General features: G+C 61.7%; 18 protein-coding genes and 1 riboswitch. Of the genes, 7 read left to right on the top strand and 11 right to left on the bottom strand.

Features of this window, described 5'->3' with window-relative positions; all coding sequences use genetic code 11:
• Nucleotides 1–24: 24 nt before the first annotated feature.
• The 6 genes from JMV15_RS13330 to JMV15_RS13305 form a co-directional block, all read right to left on the bottom strand.
• Entirely contained in the window at nucleotides 25–1,020 is a 996-nt protein-coding gene (locus JMV15_RS13330; RefSeq protein ID WP_020301637.1) for an esterase-like activity of phytase family protein, read from the bottom strand.
• The gene (gene parE, locus JMV15_RS13325) at nucleotides 1,020–2,924 is read right to left on the bottom strand and encodes a DNA topoisomerase IV subunit B (RefSeq protein ID WP_003188026.1); all 1,905 of its coding nucleotides are present in this window, start codon (nucleotides 2,922–2,924) and stop codon (nucleotides 1,020–1,022) included. Before parE ends, JMV15_RS13330 begins: the two co-directional genes overlap by 1 nt.
• 46 nt (nucleotides 2,925–2,970) lie before the next feature.
• Nucleotides 2,971–3,579: a YqiA/YcfP family alpha/beta fold hydrolase gene (locus JMV15_RS13320; protein WP_014716651.1), complete on the bottom strand. Its 609-nt coding sequence runs from the start codon at nucleotides 3,577–3,579 to the stop codon at nucleotides 2,971–2,973.
• Nucleotides 3,580–3,757: 178 nt separating this feature from the next.
• The gene (gene cpdA, locus JMV15_RS13315; RefSeq protein ID WP_038448625.1) at nucleotides 3,758–4,570 is read right to left on the bottom strand and encodes a 3',5'-cyclic-AMP phosphodiesterase; all 813 of its coding nucleotides are present in this window, start codon (nucleotides 4,568–4,570) and stop codon (nucleotides 3,758–3,760) included.
• A 97-nt stretch (nucleotides 4,571–4,667) separates the two neighbouring features.
• On the bottom strand, nucleotides 4,668–5,117 hold the full coding sequence (locus tag JMV15_RS13310; RefSeq protein WP_003188022.1) for a DUF1249 domain-containing protein: 450 nt from the start codon (nucleotides 5,115–5,117) through the stop codon (nucleotides 4,668–4,670).
• The gene (locus JMV15_RS13305; RefSeq protein WP_014716649.1) at nucleotides 5,108–5,725 is read right to left on the bottom strand and encodes an NUDIX domain-containing protein; all 618 of its coding nucleotides are present in this window, start codon (nucleotides 5,723–5,725) and stop codon (nucleotides 5,108–5,110) included. Before JMV15_RS13305 ends, JMV15_RS13310 begins: the two co-directional genes overlap by 10 nt.
• Before the next feature lie 193 nt (nucleotides 5,726–5,918).
• Here JMV15_RS13305 and JMV15_RS13300 point away from each other — a divergent pair, with 193 nt between their 5' ends.
• A complete protein-coding gene (locus JMV15_RS13300; protein ID WP_038448622.1) occupies nucleotides 5,919–6,665 on the top strand; it encodes an RsiV family protein in 747 nt (248 codons plus the stop codon).
• A gap of 167 nt (nucleotides 6,666–6,832) precedes the next feature.
• Here JMV15_RS13300 and thiC read toward each other — a convergent pair whose 3' ends face one another.
• Complete coding sequence (gene thiC / locus JMV15_RS13295) at nucleotides 6,833–8,722, bottom strand: phosphomethylpyrimidine synthase ThiC (protein ID WP_014716647.1); 1,890 nt, start codon at nucleotides 8,720–8,722, stop codon at nucleotides 6,833–6,835.
• Nucleotides 8,723–8,871: 149 nt separating this feature from the next.
• Nucleotides 8,872–8,977: riboswitch (TPP riboswitch) on the bottom strand.
• Between the two features lie 196 nt (nucleotides 8,978–9,173).
• Between thiC and JMV15_RS13290 the strand changes: the two genes are divergently transcribed.
• Nucleotides 9,174–10,613, top strand: a complete 1,440-nt coding sequence (locus tag JMV15_RS13290) for a TolC family outer membrane protein (RefSeq protein ID WP_014716646.1) — start codon at nucleotides 9,174–9,176, stop codon at nucleotides 10,611–10,613.
• Between the two features lie 103 nt (nucleotides 10,614–10,716).
• On the opposite strand, the gene waaA is transcribed toward JMV15_RS13290, so the two are convergent.
• Nucleotides 10,717–11,994 carry a lipid IV(A) 3-deoxy-D-manno-octulosonic acid transferase gene (gene waaA, locus JMV15_RS13285; RefSeq protein ID WP_038448620.1) on the bottom strand — a complete coding sequence of 426 codons (1,278 nt, stop codon included), beginning with the start codon at nucleotides 11,992–11,994 and terminating at the stop codon, nucleotides 10,717–10,719.
• A gap of 23 nt (nucleotides 11,995–12,017) precedes the next feature.
• Nucleotides 12,018–12,908: a LysR family transcriptional regulator gene (locus JMV15_RS13280; RefSeq protein ID WP_014716644.1), complete on the bottom strand. Its 891-nt coding sequence runs from the start codon at nucleotides 12,906–12,908 to the stop codon at nucleotides 12,018–12,020.
• A 103-nt stretch (nucleotides 12,909–13,011) separates the two neighbouring features.
• Here JMV15_RS13280 and JMV15_RS13275 point away from each other — a divergent pair, with 103 nt between their 5' ends.
• From JMV15_RS13275 to JMV15_RS13260, 4 genes are read left to right on the top strand one after another with little or no spacing between them, the layout of a single operon-like run.
• Nucleotides 13,012–13,347 carry a DMT family transporter gene (locus JMV15_RS13275; protein ID WP_003188013.1) on the top strand — a complete coding sequence of 112 codons (336 nt, stop codon included), beginning with the start codon at nucleotides 13,012–13,014 and terminating at the stop codon, nucleotides 13,345–13,347.
• Between the two features lie 55 nt (nucleotides 13,348–13,402).
• Nucleotides 13,403–14,578 carry an NAD(P)/FAD-dependent oxidoreductase gene (locus JMV15_RS13270; RefSeq protein WP_038448619.1) on the top strand — a complete coding sequence of 392 codons (1,176 nt, stop codon included), beginning with the start codon at nucleotides 13,403–13,405 and terminating at the stop codon, nucleotides 14,576–14,578.
• On the top strand, nucleotides 14,575–15,387 hold the full coding sequence (locus JMV15_RS13265) for an aldo/keto reductase (protein WP_014716642.1): 813 nt from the start codon (nucleotides 14,575–14,577) through the stop codon (nucleotides 15,385–15,387). Before JMV15_RS13270 ends, JMV15_RS13265 begins: the two co-directional genes overlap by 4 nt.
• Before the next feature lie 41 nt (nucleotides 15,388–15,428).
• Nucleotides 15,429–16,388: a hypothetical protein gene (locus tag JMV15_RS13260; RefSeq protein WP_003188010.1), complete on the top strand. Its 960-nt coding sequence runs from the start codon at nucleotides 15,429–15,431 to the stop codon at nucleotides 16,386–16,388.
• 27 nt (nucleotides 16,389–16,415) lie between these two features.
• Here JMV15_RS13260 and hldE read toward each other — a convergent pair whose 3' ends face one another.
• Both hldE and msbA read right to left on the bottom strand, forming a co-directional pair.
• Nucleotides 16,416–17,840 (bottom strand): bifunctional D-glycero-beta-D-manno-heptose-7-phosphate kinase/D-glycero-beta-D-manno-heptose 1-phosphate adenylyltransferase HldE, encoded by a 1,425-nt coding sequence (hldE, locus tag JMV15_RS13255; protein ID WP_038448616.1) that lies wholly within the window; start codon nucleotides 17,838–17,840, stop codon nucleotides 16,416–16,418.
• Between the two features lie 157 nt (nucleotides 17,841–17,997).
• Nucleotides 17,998–19,803: a lipid A export permease/ATP-binding protein MsbA gene (gene msbA, locus JMV15_RS13250; RefSeq protein WP_014716640.1), complete on the bottom strand. Its 1,806-nt coding sequence runs from the start codon at nucleotides 19,801–19,803 to the stop codon at nucleotides 17,998–18,000.
• Nucleotides 19,804–19,961: 158 nt separating this feature from the next.
• On the opposite strand from msbA, the gene JMV15_RS13245 reads away from it, so the two are divergent.
• The gene (locus JMV15_RS13245) at nucleotides 19,962–21,803 is read left to right on the top strand and encodes a bifunctional O-antigen ligase/aminoglycoside phosphotransferase family protein (protein ID WP_038448614.1); all 1,842 of its coding nucleotides are present in this window, start codon (nucleotides 19,962–19,964) and stop codon (nucleotides 21,801–21,803) included.
• Nucleotides 21,804–21,849 lie beyond the last annotated feature (46 nt).

The raw sequence follows: 21,849 nt of genomic DNA, 5'->3' as shown, positions 1-21,849 counted from the left end.
GATTCAATTCAAAAAAATCTCGACTCATGGCTGGGCACTCCAGCCGCCATCCGGAGCGGCAAAACGATAGACCATCGGACGTTTTTCACCATCGGCACGCGGGCCGAAATTGTTGTCGATCCCGACCCAGGCACCGTCGGCATCCACCAACAGGGCTTCAGCCAGGCCATACGACTGCGGGTAACGTCGCTGCGGCGTCAGGGCTTCGTCGGCAAACGACCAGCACAGCTCAACCTTGGCCGTGAGCGGGTCGCGCCGGCAGATCTGAAACGCATTGCGCTCCAGGGTAAACAGCTTGCCGTTGAACAGCGACAGGTCAGCAAAGTCCTTGGACACGGCCTTGGCGTTGGGGAACTGCGCCGGTTGCACTTCCTGGCCGGCCTCGCTCAACAATACACAACGGCCATCGCAATCCCATACGCTCTGCCCACGCTTGATCGAGACCAGGCCACGGCGTTCGCGCTCGGCAGCCAGCCAGATCTGATTGCCTTCAGGGTTTACCGCCAGGCCTTCGAACAAGGCATTAAAGTGCAGCAACATGCCACTGGCCCTGGCTTCACGCACCATGCCCGGCGCGATTTTCAACCACTCGGGTGCGCCCGTTGCGGGTACCTGCAACACCGCGGCATGGGCTTCGCTGACAATGTAGCGGTTGCCTGCGGCATCACAACTGATGCCTTCAAAGTCCAGGTCACCACCACGTATGAACGAAGCTGCCTTGGTGCGCGAACGCAAGCCCCAAGGCAGGCCGGACTCGGGCACGGGCGGCACGTCGATCGTCAGCGCTTGCGCGCTCCAGGTCGGCGCACGGGTATCCAGGCGGTAGATCTGGTCGTCATCGCGGTCCGAAACCGTCCACAGCTCGTTGCCACACAACGCCAGGCCCGACAGGTTCCCACCGCGCATGCCGTCAACCGGGTGTTCCGAGACCAGTTTGAGCTCTGCCACGCTGGCTGCGGCCACCTGGGTGACCGCCAGCCCGCTCAACATCAGGATCGCCAGGGCGACGCCTGTGCGCATCAGCCCAGTACCTCGGCCAGGTTGCCTTTGGATTCAAGCCAGGTCTTGCGGTCGCCGGCGCGTTTCTTCGCCAGCAGCATGTCCATCATTTCCGAGGTGGCGGCGAAGTCTTCCAGGGTCAACTGCACCAGGCGCCGGGTGTTCGGGTCCATGGTGGTTTCGCGCAGTTGCGGCGGGTTCATTTCACCCAGGCCCTTGAATCGCGTGACCTGTGGCTTGCCGCGTTTCTTCTCGGCCACCAGGCGGTCAAGGATGCCATCGCGCTCGGCTTCGTCCAGGGCGTAGAAAATTTCCTTGCCCAGGTCGATGCGGTACAGCGGCGGCATGGCGACGTAGACGTGACCGGCATCCACCAACGGGCGGAAATGCTGGACGAACAACGCGCACAGCAAGGTAGCAATGTGCAGGCCGTCAGAGTCGGCGTCGGCGAGGATACAGATCTTGCCGTAGCGCAACTGGCTCATGTCTGCCGCGCCCGGATCGACGCCGATGGCGACCGCGATGTTATGCACTTCCTGGCTGGCCAGCACTTCGCTGCCATCGACTTCCCAGGTGTTGAGGATCTTGCCGCGCAACGGCAGGATCGCCTGGAACTCCTTGTCCCGCGCTTGCTTGGCGGAACCGCCGGCGGAGTCACCTTCCACCAGGAACAGCTCGGAACGCATCGGGTCTTGCCCGGCGCAATCGGCCAGTTTGCCCGGCAGTGCCGGGCCCTGGGTGATGCGCTTGCGCTCGACCTTTTTGCTCGCCTTCAAGCGCCGGCCGGCGTTGTTGATCGCCAGCTCCGCCAGGGCCAGGCCCAGTTCCGGATGCTCGTTGAGCCACAGGCTGAAGGCGTCCTTGACCACGCCAGAGACAAACGCCGCTGCCTCGCGGGACGACAGGCGCTCCTTGGTCTGCCCGGAGAATTGCGGTTCCTGCATCTTCATCGACAGCACGAACGCGATGCGCTCCCACACGTCTTCCGGCGCCAGTTTGACGCCGCGCGGCAACAGGCTGCGGTATTCGCAGAACTCACGCATGGCATCCAGCAAGCCTTGGCGCAAACCGTTGACGTGGGTGCCGCCCTGGGCCGTGGGGATCAGGTTGACGTAGCTTTCCTGCACGCTGTCGCCACCTTCGGGCAACCACAGCAGCGCCCAGTCCACCGCTTCTTTATTACCCGACAGGCTGCCGCAGAACGGCTCGTTGGGCAGGCGCTCGAAGTCGCTGACCGAGTCTTCCAGGTAAGAGCGCAGGCCGTCTTCGTAGTGCCATTCGACCTTCTCGCCGGTGCCTTTGTCTTCAAAGCTGACCAGCAGCCCCGGGCACAGCACGGCCTTGGCCTTGAGCACGTGCTTGAGGCGGCTGATGGAGAATTTGGGCGAATCGAAATACTTGGGGTCCGGCGCAAAGTACACGCTGGTGCCGGTGTTGCGCTTGCCCACGGTGCCGATCACTTCCAGGTCGGTGGCTTTGTAGCCATCGGCGAAAGTCATCTGGTACTCGTTGCCATCGCGCTTGACCTTGACCCGCACCAGGGTCGACAGCGCGTTGACCACGGAAATACCCACGCCGTGCAAACCGCCAGAGAACTGGTAGTTCTTGTTGGAGAACTTGCCGCCGGCATGCAGTTTGGTGAGGATCAGCTCGACGCCCGGCACACCCTCTTCGGGGTGAATGTCCACCGGCATGCCACGACCGTCGTCGGACACTTCCAGGGAATGGTCGGCGTGAAGGATGACTTGCACCGACTTGGCGTGCCCGGCCAAGGCTTCGTCGACGCTGTTGTCGATGACTTCCTGGGCAAGGTGGTTCGGCCGACTGGTGTCGGTGTACATGCCGGGGCGTTTGCGCACCGGGTCGAGGCCCGAGAGGACTTCGATGGCGTCGGCGTTATAAGAGCTAGCGCTGGGAGTGGCCATGGGGTCTCGTCGTGAGTCGTTCGATTAAAAAGTGACCTGCGATTTTCTACAGTGACGAAAAATCGAAGGATTGAAACTGATCTGCGCCAATGCCGGCAAAGCACAACAGTGCCGGCAATTGCTGGGCGAACCCCTGGTAACCATGGTCGCCACCGGCCTGGATGCGCAAGGCGCAGGCCCGGTAATACTGTTGGGCCAGGCGATAATCCAGGGTTTCGTCCCCGGTCTGCAACCACACCTGATAACGCGCGGCATCCTGGGGCGCCGGTACTTCCAGCTCGGCCAAGGCCGTGACGTGGTCCTGTGTCAACTCCCAGGTCTCATCGGTGTAGAGGTTCTTCTGGGTGCCCAGGTAACCGTCGAACATCCGATGGGGACTGACCGCCGGGTTGACCAGCAGCGCCTTGAGGCCATGGCGTTCGGCAAGATGGGTTGCATAGTAGCCGCCGAGTGAGCTGCCGACCAGCAGTGGCCGGCCCAGTTGCGCAATCGCTTGCTCCAATTGAAGAATTGCCTGACGAGGGTGGTGATGCAGCGCCGGTACGCGTAACTGGTCGGACAGGCCAAGGGTGCCCATCACGGTGGTCAACTGGCTGGCCTTGTTGGAAGCCGGCGCACTGTTGAAGCCGTGGATATACAGGATCGAAGCGGACATGCCGGGCTCTCCGTGCTGGGGCCAAAGAGGCGCAGTTTACAGGGAATGCAGGCATAAGCGGACCCAATGTGGGAGCTGGCTTGCCTGCGATGGCGGCGATTGAGTCAACGAGTCAGCGCCAGGTACACCGTCATGGCAGGTAAGCCAGCTCCCACCTTTTGATCAGCGTTTGCAGGCCTTAATAGCCATTGCTGCCGTAATCGACCGTAAAAGCGAAGCCTTTGACCCGCTCCACCCCCGTTTCCAACCGTCCGTCGCCATGCAAGCGCAACCATCGATACCCCGGCGCTTGCTCGCTGACCTGGAAATCCTCACTTCCCGGCGCGAACTGGATACAGGTGGACGGCGAAGCCAGCAGTCGCACACCGTTGCGCTCGCCGTCGATTTCCTGATGCACATGACCCCAAAGCAATGCCTTTGTCTGCGGGAAGCGCTCAAGCACGGCAAACAGAGCCTCGGGGTTGCGCAGGCCAATCGGCTCCATCCATGCACAGCCGATGGGCACCGGATGATGGTGGAAAGACACCAGGTGATGGCGGTCCGGCGCTTCGCTCAAGGCCTGCGCCAGCCGTTGCAGTTGCTCGTCTTGCAAGTAACCCGGTACCGACCCGGGTACCGCCGAATCCAGCAGGGTGATACGCCAGTTGCCGATATCCACCACCGGTTCGAGCAAATCACTGTGCATGGCAGCCTGGGCCATGACCTGCGGTTCGTCGTGGTTGCCGGGAATCCAGCGCGCCGGGGCGTCAAGGGGAGCGGTCAAATCGCGAAACTGTTGATAGGACGCCAGCGTGCCGTCCTGGGACAAGTCGCCGGTCGCCAGTATCAGGTCGATGGCCGGCTGTTGCGCACGCACCAGCTCGACCACCCGCTGCAGGCTTTCACGGGTGTTCATGCCCAGCAGCGTGGCGTCAGCGTCGGCAAACAGATGGCTGTCGGACAACTGCACCAGCAACACGGCATCAGGATTCACGGCGGATACGCTCGGCAAGGCGCTCTCCCTGGCAACTACAGGAATGGACATTTGGCGCGATTATGCTGGGGCAGGACACAAAGAGGAAACCCAAGGAAGCAGACGCAGTTCACCTCTACCGCACCACTTCAAACTCATGGCCCAAGGCCAGGCAGTGGCTGAGCCATTCACCGAGGAACACATTGAGCTGTGCTTTCTCATCGGGCTGGTGCATGAACACATTCGGGTAAGGATAGATGCTGCGAAAGCGTCGTGCGTGCTCGGCGCTGATCACTTCGGCCATACGGGCGTCGTGGTAGACCTGTACTTCCAGTTGCGGCACCGGCAACCACGGCAGGCTGTGTTCCTGGCGCACCCGCAGGGTGGTGGTGTACGGACAGGTGAGAATGACTTCCAGGGTCAGCACGCCGAGCATCTGGTCGCCATGGGTGACAGCAATGCGCCGCGCCTGGGGGGCGTGGCGCATGTCCGGGAGCAGGCGCATCAGCCGCGCATAGTTGGCCTCGCAGGCCGCTTGCAGCCCGATCAGGTCTACTCGATAACGTTCCCGTGCCTTTACTGCCATAACCCCCTCACTTCCGCGCGATTAAGCGCAAGCCATTGCAGGGCGATAATGCTGGCTGCGTTGGAAATCTTGCCGTCGCGCACCGCCTGCAAGGCATCTTCGAATGCCCAGGCGGTGACGCGGATATCTTCTGCTTCTTCTTCCAATCCATGGACGCCACCCGCGCCCGAGCTGTCGCAACGGCCCAGGTACAGGTGGACAAATTCGGTACTGCCGCCCGGCGATGGGAAATACTTGGTGATCGGCCACAGCGCGGAGAATGTCAGCCCAGCTTCCTCCTCGGCCTCGCGGTGTGCAACCTCCTCGGGTTGCTCATCCTTGTCAATCAGGCCGGCGACCATCTCCACCAGCCAGGGGTTATCGGCGCGGCCCATGGCGCCGACGCGGAACTGTTCGATCAGCACCACCTCATCGCGCAGCGGGTCGTAGGGCAGCACGCATACGGCGTCATGACGCACGAACACCTCGCGGTTGATCACCCGACTCATGCCGCCGTCGAATTTTTCGTGGCGCAGTTGCAGGCGATCGAGCTTGTAGAAGCCTTTATAGGCATTGTCACGCTGAACAATCTCGATTTTGTTCGGCGTCGACTTCGCGATGTCCGTCATGGTGTCCCTCGTTAAGCTCGTGCAATGGGCGCCATCCTAACGCGCCGACGCCCGTTGATGCAGCCCCTTTGCGGTTGCCGGGAGAGGCGGCGAGCGTCAAACTCACTGCAATCAGTTTAGTGGCGAACTGGCGGCCACGTTGGCAGTCCAAGCGCTACTCTTTTCGCTTTCCATCGATTTACGAAGGACACACATGTCGCTTTTAAAAATCGCCTCCGTGGCCTGTATTGCCTTGACCCTGGGTGCTTGCCAGAGCCTGTTCCAACCTGCCTATCTCAAGCCGCTGGACGTTACTACCGACAAATCGGAGCAGATCAAGCCCGGCTGTGATAGCCCCGCCTGCCCGCTGGTGAATATCGACACCGTGCATTTCCCCACCGAGCCACAACTCGACAGCCTGGTGGAACAGCGTTTGCTGCAAATGACCCGCACCACGCCTGGCGCCAGCGTACCGGCGAGCCTGACCGCCTACCGGAACACCTTCCTGCGTGAGTCGCCTGACCGCCACGGCATGTACTTGCAAGCCAAGGTACGTGACCAGCATGACGGACTGGTGATCGTTGAAGTGTCCAGCTACCTGGACACCGGCGTCGCCCACGGCGAGCCAGGCCGCGGGTTTATCAACTATTCACGGATTCTGCATAAGGAACTGACCCTGGCCGACATGCTGCTGCCCGGCCAGGAGCAGGCGTTCTGGAATACCGCTAAAGTTGCCCACAACAGCTGGTTGATCAGCACCAAGATGGATCGCGATCCGGAGTTCGTGAAGAGCTGGCCGTTTCAGAAAACCCCGAACGTGGCCCTGACCAGCGGCGGCGTGGTGCTCAAGTACAACGTCAGCACCATCGCCCCTTACGCACAGGGGCTGATCGAAATCACCCTGCCCTATACGCGCCTCACCGGCGTGATCAAGCCTGAGCTGATGCCGGCACGCCGCTGATCGGTTGTTATTGCAGGGGAGAGTGGGTGTTTGTCGGATCGCTATCGCGGGCAAGCCCGACTCCCACAGGGGACCGGCTGTGAACACAAAATCTGTGTCCACTTAGGCCAACTGTGGGAGCCGGGCTTGCCCGCGATGACGGCGGTGCAGGCACCGCCGCCTATGGATCAGACCTTTTTGTAGAGCTGGCTACCTTCCTGCTTGAACCGCTCAGCCTGCTCGGCCAAGCCCTTGGCCACATCCACATCCACCGCATCGATGCGCTGGTTGGCCGCGTACTCACGCACTTCCTGGGTGATTTTCATCGAGCAGAACTTAGGCCCGCACATCGAACAGAAATGCGCGACCTTGGCCGAATCCTTCGGCAAGGTTTCATCGTGATATGAACGTGCGGTATCCGGGTCCAGGCCGAGGTTGAACTGATCTTCCCAGCGGAACTCGAAGCGCGCCTTGCTCAAGGCGTTATCGCGAATCTGCGCGCCGGGGTGGCCTTTGGCGAGGTCGGCCGCGTGGGCCGCGATCTTGTAGGTAATGATCCCGGTCTTCACGTCATCCTTGTTCGGCAAGCCCAGGTGCTCCTTGGGCGTGACGTAGCAGAGCATGGCACAACCGAACCAGCCGATCATCGCCGCGCCGATACCCGAAGTGATGTGATCATAGCCGGGCGCAATGTCGGTGGTCAGCGGGCCTAGGGTGTAGAACGGCGCCTCGTCGCAGCACTCCAGTTGCTTGTCCATGTTCTCCTTGATCAACTGCATCGGCACATGGCCGGGGCCTTCGATCATGGTTTGCACGTCGTGCTTCCAGGCGGTCTTGGTCAGTTCGCCCAGGGTTTCCAGTTCGCCGAATTGCGCGGCGTCGTTGGCATCGGCAATCGAACCCGGGCGCAAGCCATCGCCAAGGGAGAAGCTGACGTCATAGGCCTTCATGATTTCGCAGATTTCGTCGAAATGCGTGTAGGTGAAGTTCTCTTTGTGGTGGGCCAGGCACCACTTGGCCATGATCGAACCACCACGGGAGACGATGCCGGTCACGCGCTTGGCAGTCAGCGGCACATACCGCAGCAATACCCCAGCGTGGATGGTGAAGTAGTCGACGCCCTGCTCGGCCTGTTCGATCAAGGTGTCGCGGAACAGCTCCCAGGTCAGGTCTTCGGCGGCGCCCCCGACTTTTTCCAGGGCCTGGTAGATCGGCACGGTACCGATTGGCACTGGCGAGTTGCGGATGATCCACTCGCGGGTTTCGTGGATGTGTTTACCGGTGGACAGGTCCATCACCGTGTCCGAGCCCCAGCGAATGCCCCAGGTGAGCTTCGCCACTTCCTCTTCGATGGACGAACCCAGGGCGCTGTTGCCAATGTTGCCGTTGATCTTCACCAGGAAGTTACGGCCGATGATCATCGGTTCCAGCTCGGTGTGGTTGATGTTGGCCGGGATGATCGCGCGGCCCCGGGCGATTTCTTCGCGTACGAATTCAGGCGTGATGATTTTCGGCACGCTGGCGCCGAAGCTGTGGCCGGCATGCTGCTGATCCAGCAAGCCACTGGCACGGGCTTCTTCAAGCTTCATGTTTTCGCGGATGGCGACGTATTCCATCTCGGCCGTGATGATGCCTTTGCGCGCGTAATGCATTTGCGTGACGTTGGCACCGGCCTTGGCGCGGCGCGGGTTCTTTACATGGGCAAAACGCAGGGCAGTCAGTTCGGCGTCGCTCAAGCGCTGCTGGCCGAAGTGCGATGTGAGACCGGGCAGGCGCTCGGTGTCGTCGCGTACTTCGATCCACGGCGAGCGCACGTCGGCCAGGCCTTTGCGCACGTCGATAATCACATTCGGGTCGGTGTAGGGGCCTGAGGTGTCGTAGACGGTAACCGGCGCGTTGATTTCGCCGCCGAAATCGGTGGGCGTGACGTCCAGGCTGATCTCGCGCATCGGCACGCGAATATCCGGGCGGGAGCCCTGCACGTAGATTTTCTGCGAGCGGGTAAACGGCTGCACGGAGCCGGAGTCGACCTTGGCCGATTCACTCAGGTGCACGGTATTTTTTAGTTTTGTACTCATCACGGGCTCTCCAACTTATCCAGGCGGTGGATTTTTGTCGGAGCGAACCTGTGACGGACGGACGCACTGTAACCAGTGCTGTGCTTGGCGCACGAGGGCTGTTCGATTGTCGAACAACATCCCGGACGAAGCACAAGAGGACTCGCCGGGTGACGAGAAATCTTGTTCCCTACGCAGGCGCTAACCTGATCAGGTTCAACGGGATCCGGTATTTACCGATCTCAGCCTTCCAACAAGGCACCCCGACAAGAACGCGGCCAGTCTAGACCATGGCGTGGGCAAATTGCCAATAGCGGTGCATTCAGCGTGATGAATGGCGCGATCGTGGGATTGTTGTGCGCAGGTCCGGCCACTACACTCGGGCACTGCTTCAAGGCTTGACGCCAGGAATGGCCAGCCTTAGCCTTGAGCGCTAAATTATAGTCGTAATATTAAAATTAGGGATCGCCTCATGCTGCGCAAACTCTCACTGGCTGTTGCCGTGTCTTGTGCGACCAACGGACTGGTCTGGGCAGCTGAAGCGCCCTTGTCCGCCAACACCGACCTGGTCAGCGTCTATCAGGAAGCGGCGCACAACAACGCCGACCTGGCCGCTGCCCGTGCGCAGTACGGCGCGCAAAAAGAAGTGGTGCCCCAGGCCCGCGCAGGTTTGCTGCCGAATCTGTCGGCCGGTGCCGACAGCAATAACGTGCGCACCCAGATCGATCAACCGGCCGCCACGGCCAACCGTGACGCCCACTCCTGGCGCGCCACCCTGAGCCAGCCGCTGTTTCGCGCCGACCGCTGGTTCCAGCTGCAAGCCGCCCAAGCGGTCAACGAGCAAGCCTCGCTGCAACTGTCGGCCTCCGAGCAGAACCTGATTTTGCAAAGTGCCGAGAGCTACTTCGCCGTGCTGCGTGCCCAGGACAACCTGGCGTCGACCAAAGCCGAAGAAAATGCCTTCAAGCGCCAGCTCGACCAGTCCAACGAACGCTTCGATGTGGGCCTGTCGGACAAGACCGATGTGCTGCAATCCCAGGCCAGCTACGACACTGCCCGGGCCAACCGCATCCTGGCCCAGCGTCAGGTGGACGACGCTTTCGAAGCGCTGATCACCCTGACCAACCGCCAATACAATTCGATCCAGGGCATCGTTCATACGCTGCCGGTGCTGCCGCCGGCGCCGAACGACGCCAAGGCCTGGGTCGAAACCGCCGGGCGCCAGAATCTCAACCTGCTCGCCAGCAATTACGCGGTAACCGCCGCCGAAGAAACCCTTCGGCAGCGCAAGGCCGGCCACTTGCCGACCCTCGATGCGGTTGCGCAATACGAAAAAGGCGACAACGACGCCCTGGGTTTCAGCAACCCGAATCAGTTGCCCATCCCGTACGGTGGCGATGTGTCGCAACGCACCGTCGGCCTGCGCTTGAACATCCCGATCTATAGCGGCGGCCTTACCAGCTCGCAAGTGCGCGAATCCTATTCGCGCCTCGACCAGACCGAGCAACAACGTGAAGGCCTGCGCCGCCAAGTGGTGGAAAACACCCGCAATCTGCACCGTGCAGTCAACACCGATGTGGAGCAGGTGCAAGCGCGCCGCCAGTCGATCATCTCCAACCAGAGCGCAGTGGAAGCCACGGAAATCGGCTATCAGGTGGGCACGCGCAACATCGTCGACGTGCTGGACTCACAGCGCCAGCTGTACGCGTCGGTGCGCAACTACAACAACAGCCGCTACGACTACATCCTCGACAACCTGCGCTTGAAGCAGGCGGCCGGCACGCTCAACCCGGGGGATTTGCAGGATCTGGCGCGCTATCTCAAGGCTGACTACAACCCGGACAAAGACTTCCTGCCGCCGGACCTGGCCAAAGCCGCTGCCGAACAGCTCAAGGCCCGCCCCGGCTATTAAAATGTGGGAGCTGGCTTGCCTGCGATAGCATCACCTCGGTACATCAGGTACACCGAGGTGATGCTATCGCAGGCAAGCCAGCTCCCACATTGGGTTGGTGTTGTCAGTGTTTGATCAGTTTGTCCAAACCGTCCAGTAAACGCTTGAGCGCGCCCTGATTGGCCTGCATCACCTTGAGCCCCGCCTGCGCCATCTTGCGTGCGTCCTGGGGCAACTCAAACAACTGTCGCACCGCTTCGGCCAGCCCATCGGCATCGTCCACCTCTCGCAACGCCCCGGCGTCGCGCATCATCGCGGTGATGTCGAGGAAATTGAAGACATGCGGGCCCATGATCACCGGTTTACCCAGCGCCGCCGGTTCCAGCGGGTTGTGCCCGCCGGTCGGCACCAGGCTGCCGCCGACGAATGCGCTGTCGGCCAGGGCGTAAAGAAACAGCAATTCGCCCATGGTGTCGCCGAGCAGCACCGAGGTGTGCTCGGTAACCGGCTCGCCGCTGGAGCGACGCACGGTGGCAAACCCTTGCTGCACGCAGCGCTCAAACGTAGGGCCAAAGCGCTCCTGATGACGGGGCACCAGAATCAGCAGTGCATTGGGATAGTTCGCCAGCAACTGGCGATGAGCGGCCAGCACCACGTCGTCTTCACCTTCGTGGGTACTGGCGGCGATCCAGACCGGACGCTCGCTGGCGCCCCATTGTTCACGCAGGGCAGCGGCGCGGGCCGTCAACTGGGGGTCGATGCTCAGGTCGAACTTGATCGAGCCGGTCACTTCCACGGTTTCAGGACGTGCACCCAGGCTGCGCAAGCGTTCGGCCTCGGCCTCGGTCTGTACGGCGAACAGGCTCATTTCTGCCAGCATCGGCGCCGTCAGCTTGGCAAATCGCGCGTACCCCTTGGCCGAACGCGCCGACAACCGTGCATTGGCCAGCGCCACCGGGATACCGCGCTGGGCACAGGCGTGGATATGGTTGGGCCACAGCTCGGTTTCCATGATCACCGCCAGCGTGGGCTGGACGCGGTTCAAAAAACGCTTGGCGGCGCACGGTAAGTCGTACGGCAAATAGCAGTGCTGGATGCGCGGTTCGTTGGCGAACAACGCCTGGATCCGCTCGGAACCGGTGGGCGTCATGCAGGTGACGGTAATCGGCAGCTGTGGATAACGCTCCAACAAGCCGCGAACCATCGGGGCGGCGGCAATGCTTTCGCCGACCGACACCGCGTGCACCCAAATCCCGCCGGGCCGCATCACCGGCAAGCCATAGGAAAACCGCTCGCCCACCCGCTTGGCATAAGCCGGCGCTTTGCGCGCACGCAACCACAAGCGTAAAGCCACCAACGGCAGCGCCAGGTAAAACAGACAGCTGTAGAGAGTTCTATTCATGGCGGCGGAGTTTATCGGCTTTTTCAGTCGATCGCCTGCAAGCACTCGGCAAAACGTTTGGCCAGGAAGCGCGCGGCGGGCCCAAGGTGCTCGTCGCGGCGCCACACCAGTTCCACCACCAGGGCGGGCGGGGTCCACTCGCTGGCCAATTCGACCATCTGTTGCTGGTAGGTCGGGTATTGCACGATATGCCGAGGCAGCCAGGCCCAGCCCAGGCCACTCATCAGCCATTCGGCCAATACGTAGAAGCTGTCGGCGCGCCACACCAGGGGACTGGCCGCCTCGCTGCCGGGGTAGACGCTGGTCTGGGTCGACATCAGCAACTGCCGAAACTGGGCCAGGTGTTGGCACGTCACGTACTGCTCCTTGGCCAACGGGTGATTGACTCCGCACACCGTGACCATTTCCACGCTGCCCACCACCCTTCGCTCCAGGGCTTCGGGAATCTGGTCGTGATAGAACAACAGCCCCAGGTCCGCCTTGCGCTCCACCAGCTTGCGCGCCACATCGCCCTGGGCCGCGCTGGACAACTGCACCTCCAGCAGCGGGTAGTGCACGGCCAGCGCCTCCAGGCTGTCGAGCACAGGCTGGAACAACATCGCCTCATCCTGAGCCAGGCGCAGGCAGGCTTCCTCGCCGCGGGTCAACGACAACGCCCGGCCCGTGAGGCGCTCACACTGGCGCAGCACCTCACGCGCTTCCTCCAACAACACACTGCCGGCCTCGGTCAGGCGCGGTTGCCGGCCGCTGCTACGTTCGAACAGGACAACGCCCAAGTCAGCCTCCAGCAGGGCAATGCCACTGCTGACCGCCGATTGCGCCTTGCGCTGCCCCCGCGCCACGGCAGAAAACGAGCGCTGCTCGGCGACGCTCACAAACAGGCGCATCTGCTCCAGATCCCATTGCACGCTCATGGCTCAACCCATCTCAATTCCAGATAGGTAATGACTTTACCCCATCTGGCGAACCTCTAGAATGCCGACCTTATCAAATGCGCATCACCTCGAGGATTGCCCCATGAATGCCGCCTACTACTACTTGGCCATCGCCATCTGCTCGGAAGTGATCGCCACCGTTTCCATGAAAGCCATCAAAGGCTGGAGCACCCCTATTCCGTTGTTGCTGGTGATCGTCGGTTACGGCGTGGCGTTCTGGATGCTGACCCTAGTGGTACGCACCGTGCCGGTCGGCGTGGCATACGCGGTATGGGCCGGGATGGGCATCGTGATGGTCAGCATCGCGGCGTTGTTCATCTACGGGCAGAAGTTGGATGTGCCGGCGATGCTGGGGATGGGCCTGATTGTGCTGGGCGTGGTGGTGATTCAGCTGTTCTCGAAAACCGCCGGACACTGACCGCCACTCAACAGCCTGTATACTGCGCCTCTTGTCTTGAACACTGAGGTCGCCGATGCCATCCGTTATTTCCACCGACGTTCTGATTGTCGGCGCCGGGGTTGCCGGCCTCTGGCTCAATGCGCGCCTGCGCGGCCAGGGGTTTTCCACGGTACTGGTGGAAAGCGCCACCCTGGGCGGCGGGCAAAGCCTGAAGTCCCAGGGCATCATCCACGGCGGTGCGAAATACGCCCTGCATGGCGCCCTCACCGGCGCCTCCGAAGCCATTGCCGATATGCCGCGCCGCTGGCGTGAAGCCCTGGCCGGCAACGGCGAGCTGGACCTGTCCGGTGTGCGCGTGCTGTCCCAGGCACATTACTTGTGGTCGCCCGGGACGATTGCCGGCAACCTCACCAGCTTTTTCGCCAGCAAGGCCGTGCGTGGCCGCGTCGATCAGGTCAAGGGCGACGAACTGCCCCTGGCGCTGCAAGACCGTCGCTTCAAAGGCAAGGTCTACCGCCTGGCCGAGCTGGTGGTGGACGTGCCCAGCCTGATCAATCGCTTGGCGCAACTGGCCGGTGACGGTCTGCTCGCAGGTGTGCACATCGAACCGTTGCTGGAGGGCGACACCCTGGTGGGCTTGAAAGTCGATGGCCGTGAGATCCGCGCCCAGCGCATAGTCCTGAGCGCTGGCGGCGGCACGGCAGACTTGCTCGCCGCCCTGGGCCATAGCCAGCCGGCCATGCAAAAACGCCCGCTGCACATGATCATCGCCAAAGGCCCCGGCCTCAAGCCGCTGTACGCCCACTGCCTGGGCGGCGGCACCAAGCCCCGGATTACCGTGACCACCCACCCGGCCGCGGATGGCAACTGGGTGTGGTACATGGGCGGTGATATCGCCGAGGCTGACGGTGTGGCGCGTACGCCGCAAGAACAGATCGCCACCGCGCAGAAAGAGCTGGCGCAACTGCTGCCCTGGATCGACATGAGCCAGACCCAGTGGGCCACCCTGCGGGTGGATCGCGCCGAGCCGCTGCAATCGGGGCTGAGCCGTCCCGATAACGCGTTCCTTGCCGAAGACGGCCGCCTGCTGGTCGGCTGGCCCACCAAACTGGCCCTGGCGCCGGACTTCGCCGACCGCGTACTCCACGCTCTGGAGCGCGACGGCATCCGCCCAGGCGCCAATACCCCGCTGCCCGAGCTGCCAGCACCGGCAATCGGCCAACCCGTCTGGGAGCACCTGTTGCCATGAGCCTGCCAACCCTGCACGACCTGCATCGCCCCCTGGGCAGCACCGGCCTGCTGGTGTCGCCCCTGGGCCTGGGCACCGTCAAGTTGGGCCGCGACCAAGGGGTGAAATACCCCAACGGCTTTCAGATCCCTGGCGACGACGAGGCCCGCATGCTGTTGCGCCAGGCCCGCGAACTGGGCATCAACCTGATCGACACCGCACCGGCCTATGGCATGAGCGAAGAGCGCCTGGGGCCGCTGCTGCGTGACCAGCGCAAGGACTGGGTCATCGTCAGCAAGGTTGGCGAAGAGTTTGCCAATGGCGTGTCCCATCACGATTTCAGCGCGGCCCATACGCGGATGTCGATCGAACGCAGTCTGAAACGACTTGAAACGGATTTTATCGACCTGGTGCTGGTGCACTCCGACGGCAACGACTTGCATATCCTCAACGATTGCGAGGTTTACCAGACCCTGGCGCAGTTGAAGAAAGACGGCAAGATTCGCGGTTTCGGCTTCTCCGGCAAAACCGTCGAGGGCGGCGTGAAAGCGCTGGAACAGGGCGACTGCGCGATGGTCACCTACAACCTCAACGAACAGGCTGAGAAGGCCGTGATCGACTATGCGGCCGCCCACGGCAAGGGCATCCTGGTGAAAAAGGCGCTGGCCAGCGGCCACGTATGCCTGGAACCGGGAATGGATCCAATTCAGGCCAGTTTCACCTTGTTGTTCGCGCAAACGGGCGTCGCCAGTGCTATTGTCGGGACCATTAATCCGCTGCACCTGGCCCATAACGTAGCAACTGCTGCCCGGGTCATTCGTCAACTCTGATGCCGCCCACGCGGCCGACCCCGTCGCAAGAAGGAGCCGACATGCCGCGTACGCTCATAAGAAAGAACCCCAGCAACTTCAAGACACTGCCGCTGCACGTCGAAGCCACCCCCGAAGGCCTGAGCTACCAGAGCGTCGGCATGCCGCTCAACTTCGCCCAGACCCTGCAACGGCGCAAGCCGGTCGAGGTACCAGATGCCGAACGCTTCGCCCTGGAACTGGCGAACCTCGGCGTCTCGGTACGCCTGACCCTGCACTGGCAAAACAAGGACTACTGGGTGCTGGTGCGCCAACGCCGCCAGGACCGTGGCGACGTGGTGCTCAAGCTGATCTCCGGCTACGTCCCGGCCCATGAACTGAACCTGCCGCTGCACACCGCCATCCAGGAAATTGCCGAAGAGTGCCTGCTCGAAACACCCGAAGGCTGGCTCGGCGGGCGCTTCAACGACACCTGGCTGCCGGCGCCCTACTCCGCCGCCCTGCATTACCGCGAAGCCCTACCGTTTCGGCTCAGCCCCTTGTCCGGCGCCGCACGCCCGGTACGCTGCGCCACCATGCAACTGATCGAGCGCCCACGGGCCTACGTGCACCTGCCGACCGCCTCGCTGCAATTGATTTATGACCTGCGCCTGGAAGTGCCGAAGGAAGCCAAGTCCCTCAGTTTGTTTCATGTGGATGAGCGCTTGGAGGGCGACCAACTGGTGGCACGCCTGGATCGTCAGCGTCCGGACCTGTACTTGATGCCGCTCAAAGACGGCGAGCCGCTTGCAGAGTTGTATACCGTCAAGAAGGATCAGCTGTACCCGGCCAGCACGCGCGGCCTGTATCTGGCGGAAAGTTTTGCCCAGCAAGAAGGCTGGCTGGTGCGCGATGAGCGCATTCGCTGGAAGGACTGGCTCAGGCAGCAGGGCCTGGCAGAGCCGGAAAAAGACTCCAAGCTCAAGCGCTTGACCGGCAAGGCGCGGCAGATGCTGCGCAAGATCGTGCCGAAGAAAAGCTAGGGGCGAGCAGGCTCGCCCCACGGGGTATCACTCGTTGTTGCGGATCTTCTCGACAATCGCGGTGGTGGAGCTGTTTTCAACCAACCCCAGCACTTTGACCGTGCCACCGTAGGCACTGACGATGTCCGCACCGACCACTTGGTCGACGCTGTAGTCACCGCCCTTGACCAGCACGTCGGGCTTGACCTGGGCCAACAGGTTTTCCGGCGTGCCTTCAGAGAAGCTGATCACCCAGTCCACCGCACCCAGGCCCGCGAGTACCGCCATGCGCCGGTCAACGCTGTTGATCGGGCGGCCAGGGCCTTTCAAGCGGCTGACCGATGCGTCATCGTTGACCGCGACGATCAAACGGTCGCCTTGGGCACTCGCCTGTTCCAGGTACGTCACATGCCCGGCGTGCAGGATGTCAAAGCAACCGTTGGTGAACACAATGCTTTCGTTGTGAGCCCGGGCATCGTCAATCGCCAGCAGCAATTGCTCCAGGCCTAGCACACCGCGCTCCGAGCCTTCCGAGCGCTGAATCGCACGGCGCAACTCCGGTGCGCTGATGGCGGCGGTACCCAGCTTGCCCACCACAATGCCCGCCGCCAGGTTGGCCAGGGCCACGGCGTGGGGCAGTTCTTCACCGGCAGCAATGGAGGCTGCCAGGGTAGAAATCACGGTATCACCGGCGCCGGTGACGTCGAACACTTCACGGGCACGCGCTGGCAGGTGCATCGCCGGATGGCCCGGACGCAGCAGGGTCATGCCGTGCTCGCCACGGGTCACCAGCAAGGCGCCCAAGTCGAGATCGGCCATCAGCGCCGCGCCCTTGCTCACCAGTTCGTGCTCATCAGCGCAACCGCCGACGATGGTCTCGAACTCACTGAGGTTGGGCGTGAGCAGGCTGGCGCCTCGGTAAACCGAAAAGTCCTTGCCCTTGGGATCGGCCAGCACCGGAATGTTGCGGGCCTTGGCGGCCTGGATCAACACCTGGTGATTCTGCAAGGCGCCTTTGCCGTAGTCGGACAACACCAGCACCTTGATACCTTCGAGCAGTGCCTCGACCTGGTCGCCAAGGGCCAGGGCGTCGGTGGCGAAGGGTTCTTCAAAATCGATACGCAGCAACTGCTGATGACGGCTCATGACCCGCAGCTTGACGATGGTCGGCTGATGGGCGATGCGCTGAAACAACGCACGCACACCGGCGCCCTGCAGGCTGTTGGCCAGGCTTTCGGCCGCTTCGTCGTCGCCGGTCACCCCCACCAGGGAGGCCGGGGCGCCGAGGGCGGCAATATTGAGCGCGACGTTGGCAGCGCCACCTGGGCGGTCTTCGATTTGCTCGACCTTGACGACCGGTACCGGAGCCTCAGGGGAAATCCGTGAGGTACCACCATGCCAGTAACGGTCGAGCATGACATCGCCGACCACCAAGACAGCGGCTTGATTGAATCGCGGCATGGACAACTTCATGGAGCAACCCACATACAAAATGAACAGGGGCGCGATATTAGCACAGGGTTTGCGATGGCTTGCGACCGCCGCAGGGCAAATGTGGGAGGGGATTTGCTCTCTGTAGGAGCGAGCAAGCTCGCTCCTACATTTCATTTACCCCGTGATGCCGGGTGGATCAGGTGATATCAGCCTGCACCGGTGCATCCAGGCCCATGGCATGCAGGCGGGCGTAATAGCCGTTCTGCGCCAACAACTCGCCGTGGGTACCACGCTCGACAATCCGCCCGTCGTCCATCACCAGAATCAGGTCAGCCTTCTCGATGGTGGACAGGCGGTGTGCGATCACCAGAGTCGTGCGGCCTTGCATGACCTTATCGAGTGCCGCCTGAATATGCCGCTCGGACTCGGTGTCGAGAGCGGAGGTGGCCTCGTCGAGAATCAGCAGCGGCGCATTCTTGAGCAAGGCGCGCGCAATCGCCAGGCGCTGGCGCTGGCCGCCCGACAACAGCACACCGTTCTCACCCACCTGAGTATCGAAGCCCTTGGGCAACTGATCGATGAAGTCCTTGGCATTGGCATCCGCCGCCGCCGCTTCGACGTCGGCGCGAGGCGCACCGGCCAGGTCGCCATAGGCAATGTTGTTGGTCACGGTGTCGCTGAACAGGGTCACATGCTGGGTGACCTGGGCAATATGCTTGCGCAGGTTGAGCAGCTTGTAGTCTTCGATCTCGATGCCATCGAGCAGAATTTCACCGCTTTCATGGTGGTAGAAGCGCGGGATCAGGCTGGCCAGGGTCGACTTGCCACTGCCCGAACGCCCCACCAGCGCAATCATCTGCCCAGGCTCGGCGGTGAAGCTGATGTCCTTGAGCACATGGCGATCGGTGCCAGGGTAGGTGAAGTTCAGGTGACGCACTTCCAGACGACCGCTGACCTTGTCGCGTTCGAGAGTGCCGTGGTCGACCTCAACGTCCTCGTCCAGTTGTTCGAAGATGCTTTCGGCGCCCGCCACGCCTTTCTGGATGGTCGAGCTGACTTCCGAAAGTTGGCGGATCGGCTTGGGCAGCAAGCCCGCCAGGGTGATGTAGGCCACCATGTCACCCGCCGAGGCGTCGCCACGCAGGTACAGCACCAGGAACATCAGCACGGCCATGGCGGAGTAGATCACCAATTGCAGCGCCGGGGTGTAGATCGCCCCGGTGCGGGTCATGCGCAGTTGCTTGTTGGTGTTGCTCTGGCTGGCCTTGAAAAAGCGCTTCTGTTCGTAGACTTCGCCGCCGAAGCTGCGCACCACGCGGTAGCCCTGGATGGTCTCCGAGGCCACGTGGGTCACGTCGCCCATGGCCACCTGGATCTTCTTGCTCTGCTTGCGAAATTTCTTGCTGGCGGTACTGACCATCACGGCAATCAACGGCAGGATCGCGATCATTACCAAGGTGAGGCGCCAGTTCATGTACAGCAAGGAAGCGAACAGGAAGATCACCGTCATGCCTTCGCGAATCACCACCTTGATGGCATCGGTCGCGGCACCCGTGACCATGGTCACGTTGAAGGTAATGCGGGAAATAAGGTGCCCGGAGTTGTGGTTATCGAAGTAACGGTTGGGCAGCGTCAGCAGGTTGTTGAACAGTTGCACCCGCAGGTCGTGGACCAAACCCAGGGAGACCTTGGCCAACAGGTAGTTGCCCAGGAATGAACCCAGGCCCTGCCAGGCCGCGATCAGGATAATCAGCAGCGGCACCGCCTGCAGCAATTGCAGGTCGCGCAAAAAGGGCACGGTCGGGAACAGCACAGCTTCCGGATTGGAAAGACCGTCGACAAAGTACTTGAGGATGTAACCCAGCATCGGTTGGGTCGACGCGAAAATCAGAAATCCAAGGATACTCAACGCGAACAAGCCCATATAGGGCTTAACGTAACTGAGCAGGCGGAAGTATATTTTCAAGCTCGAAGGGCTTGCGCTCGGACTGGAGTCGGTCATATCACGCGGCGTTTTGAAAAAGGAGGCTGACTTTAGCACAGCTTCTCTGTTGTACTTGCACCCGGCGTAAGCCGCGGCCCGGTTGGATCCTACCGGCGACATTACTTAGCCACTAGCTTAAGATGGTCGGCTTTCTCTTTCTGGAATGGCTTTACTGTATGCACTCCAAGCGCCTTACCTATGGCTCAAATCGCGTTTTCGACTTCCTGGTCCTATGGATTTTGCCTGTTGGCTTGTTGCTGCTCCTGAGTGCACTGTTCTTTGTCGGCAATCGCAATGTATTGCACCGAATTGTCTACATCCTGTTCAGCGTACCGACCTTGTTTCTGTTGTGCATGCGTCCTCGGGAGTTCAAGGACCTGCTGCGCGAACCCCTGGCGATCGCGTTCCTGGCGTTCTCCGCCTGGGCGTTGACCAGTCTGCTCTGGAGCCCCGCGCCCAGTTCCGATACCGACCTGTTCAAGCGACCGCTGAATACCTTCATGCTGTTTGGTGGCTGCGGGCTGTTGCTGCATTACCGCAACGAATTGTTCAAACCGATCTTCTTCAGCGCTGCGGTGATTGCGCTGGTGGTGAGCCTGGGTAATCTGGTGGCGTTCGCCAAGGGCTATCAACCTGGCATGCGCATGATCGGTGGTCTGGGCGCCCTCGACAACCCGCTGCTCAGCTCGCACCTGTTTGGCTTTTTCACGGTGTACTGGCTATACGTCTGCATGACCACCCAGCGTCTCAACGTGTTGTGGTTCAGCGTACCGTCCCTGGCGATCATGACCGCTGCGGTGCTGGCGACCGGCTCACGCACGCCGCTGGTGGCGCTGACGCTGGCCATACTTTGGATGAGCTTTGTCAGCCGTAACCGCCGTGCGGCATTGCTACTCAGTGGGATGTTCCTAGGAGCTGTCGCGCTACTACTGTTTTACCCTGAATTGATCACCGAGCGGGGCACCTCATTTCGGCTCGAGCTGTGGAGTATTTCATTGCAGCTTATCGCCGAGCACCCCTGGATCGGACATAGCTACGACTCCGAGCTGTACCTGACCCTGGCAGAAGGCTATCAACTGCGCGAACCCCACAGCTTCGCACTCGGCGTGCTCTATTACGTCGGCATCATCGGTTTCATCCCGTGGGCCTTCATGCTCGGCTGGGGCCTATACAAAGGTTTGAAGGAGCGCGCCCAGCCGCTGTTCATACTGGCATCGTCCCTGCTGGCCTATGGCATCGGCGCAGGCCTGACCGAAGGCGGCGGCATATTGTCGCGCCCCAAGGAACACTGGTTCCTGCTGTGGATTCCCCTGGCAATTATCACTGGCCTGAGCCTCGCCCAACGCCACCGCAGCCTGCTGCGCATGAAGGTGCAGAACCTCAAGCCCGCGGCGTTTGAACAGCTGTGCAGCAACGCCCACGTGATTGAAGCCGATGGCCTTGGGCCCAAAGTCCTGCGCCTGGAGGACGGCAGTTTCCTCAAACTGTTCCGCCCACGCCGCTGGTACACCTCCGGCAGTTTCAACCCGTACTCCGAGCGCTTTGCCAGCAACAGCGAGCAACTGCGCACCCTGGGCATTCCCACGCCGCACATCCTTGGGCTCTATCGCCTCAGCGATGCCAGCAGCGCCGTGGCCTACACACCACTGCCCGGCCTGACGTTGCGCCAAGCGCTGCAAAGCCTGGACAGCAGTCTGCGCGAGTCACTGGTGGAGCGCTTTGGCCGGTTCATGGCGCAACTGCACGAGCGCGGCGTGTACTTCCGCTCGCTGCACCTGGGTAACGTGTTGTTGATGGACGACGGTGAGTTTGCCCTGATCGACGTGGCTGACCTGCGCATCTACCCGTCTTCACTGCGTCACGCCTTGCGCCAACGTAACCTGCGCCACATGCAGCGTTATCCGCAGGACCGCAGCTGGCTGTTCGAAACGCACTTCGAACAACTGCTCAAAGGTTACGCCTCGGTGGCAAGCCCAACCGCCACTGCGAAAATCCGCGAGCAGGTCCAAAGCCTGTAAACACCTGTAGGAGCGAGTTTGCTCGCTCCTACAGGGTGCGGTGCCG

This window comes from Pseudomonas paracarnis, assembly GCF_904063055.1.
Taxonomy (GTDB): domain Bacteria; phylum Pseudomonadota; class Gammaproteobacteria; order Pseudomonadales; family Pseudomonadaceae; genus Aquipseudomonas; species Aquipseudomonas paracarnis.
This window is presented reverse-complemented; position numbering and strand designations above follow the sequence as displayed.

What these genes read in the sequence shown, in the direction of transcription:
- JMV15_RS13245 (WP_038448614.1), top strand. Translation starts at nt 19,962, where the DNA reads ATGCACTCCAAGCGCCTTACCTATGGCTCAAATCGCGTTTTCGACTTC.
- hldE (WP_038448616.1), bottom strand. Translation starts at nt 17,840, where the DNA reads ATGAAGTTGTCCATGCCGCGATTCAATCAAGCCGCTGTCTTGGTGGTC.
- JMV15_RS13280 (WP_014716644.1), bottom strand. Translation starts at nt 12,908, where the DNA reads ATGAGCGTGCAATGGGATCTGGAGCAGATGCGCCTGTTTGTGAGCGTC.
- JMV15_RS13265 (WP_014716642.1), top strand. Translation starts at nt 14,575, where the DNA reads ATGAGCCTGCCAACCCTGCACGACCTGCATCGCCCCCTGGGCAGCACC.
- msbA (WP_014716640.1), bottom strand. Translation starts at nt 19,803, where the DNA reads ATGACCGACTCCAGTCCGAGCGCAAGCCCTTCGAGCTTGAAAATATAC.
- JMV15_RS13310 (WP_003188022.1), bottom strand. Translation starts at nt 5,117, where the DNA reads ATGGCAGTAAAGGCACGGGAACGTTATCGAGTAGACCTGATCGGGCTG.
- JMV15_RS13290 (WP_014716646.1), top strand. Translation starts at nt 9,174, where the DNA reads ATGCTGCGCAAACTCTCACTGGCTGTTGCCGTGTCTTGTGCGACCAAC.
- JMV15_RS13275 (WP_003188013.1), top strand. Translation starts at nt 13,012, where the DNA reads ATGAATGCCGCCTACTACTACTTGGCCATCGCCATCTGCTCGGAAGTG.
- thiC (WP_014716647.1), bottom strand. Translation starts at nt 8,722, where the DNA reads ATGAGTACAAAACTAAAAAATACCGTGCACCTGAGTGAATCGGCCAAG.
- JMV15_RS13305 (WP_014716649.1), bottom strand. Translation starts at nt 5,725, where the DNA reads ATGACGGACATCGCGAAGTCGACGCCGAACAAAATCGAGATTGTTCAG.
- parE (WP_003188026.1), bottom strand. Translation starts at nt 2,924, where the DNA reads ATGGCCACTCCCAGCGCTAGCTCTTATAACGCCGACGCCATCGAAGTC.
- waaA (WP_038448620.1), bottom strand. Translation starts at nt 11,994, where the DNA reads ATGAATAGAACTCTCTACAGCTGTCTGTTTTACCTGGCGCTGCCGTTG.
- JMV15_RS13270 (WP_038448619.1), top strand. Translation starts at nt 13,403, where the DNA reads ATGCCATCCGTTATTTCCACCGACGTTCTGATTGTCGGCGCCGGGGTT.
- JMV15_RS13300 (WP_038448622.1), top strand. Translation starts at nt 5,919, where the DNA reads ATGTCGCTTTTAAAAATCGCCTCCGTGGCCTGTATTGCCTTGACCCTG.
- JMV15_RS13330 (WP_020301637.1), bottom strand. Translation starts at nt 1,020, where the DNA reads ATGCGCACAGGCGTCGCCCTGGCGATCCTGATGTTGAGCGGGCTGGCG.
- JMV15_RS13320 (WP_014716651.1), bottom strand. Translation starts at nt 3,579, where the DNA reads ATGTCCGCTTCGATCCTGTATATCCACGGCTTCAACAGTGCGCCGGCT.
- JMV15_RS13260 (WP_003188010.1), top strand. Translation starts at nt 15,429, where the DNA reads ATGCCGCGTACGCTCATAAGAAAGAACCCCAGCAACTTCAAGACACTG.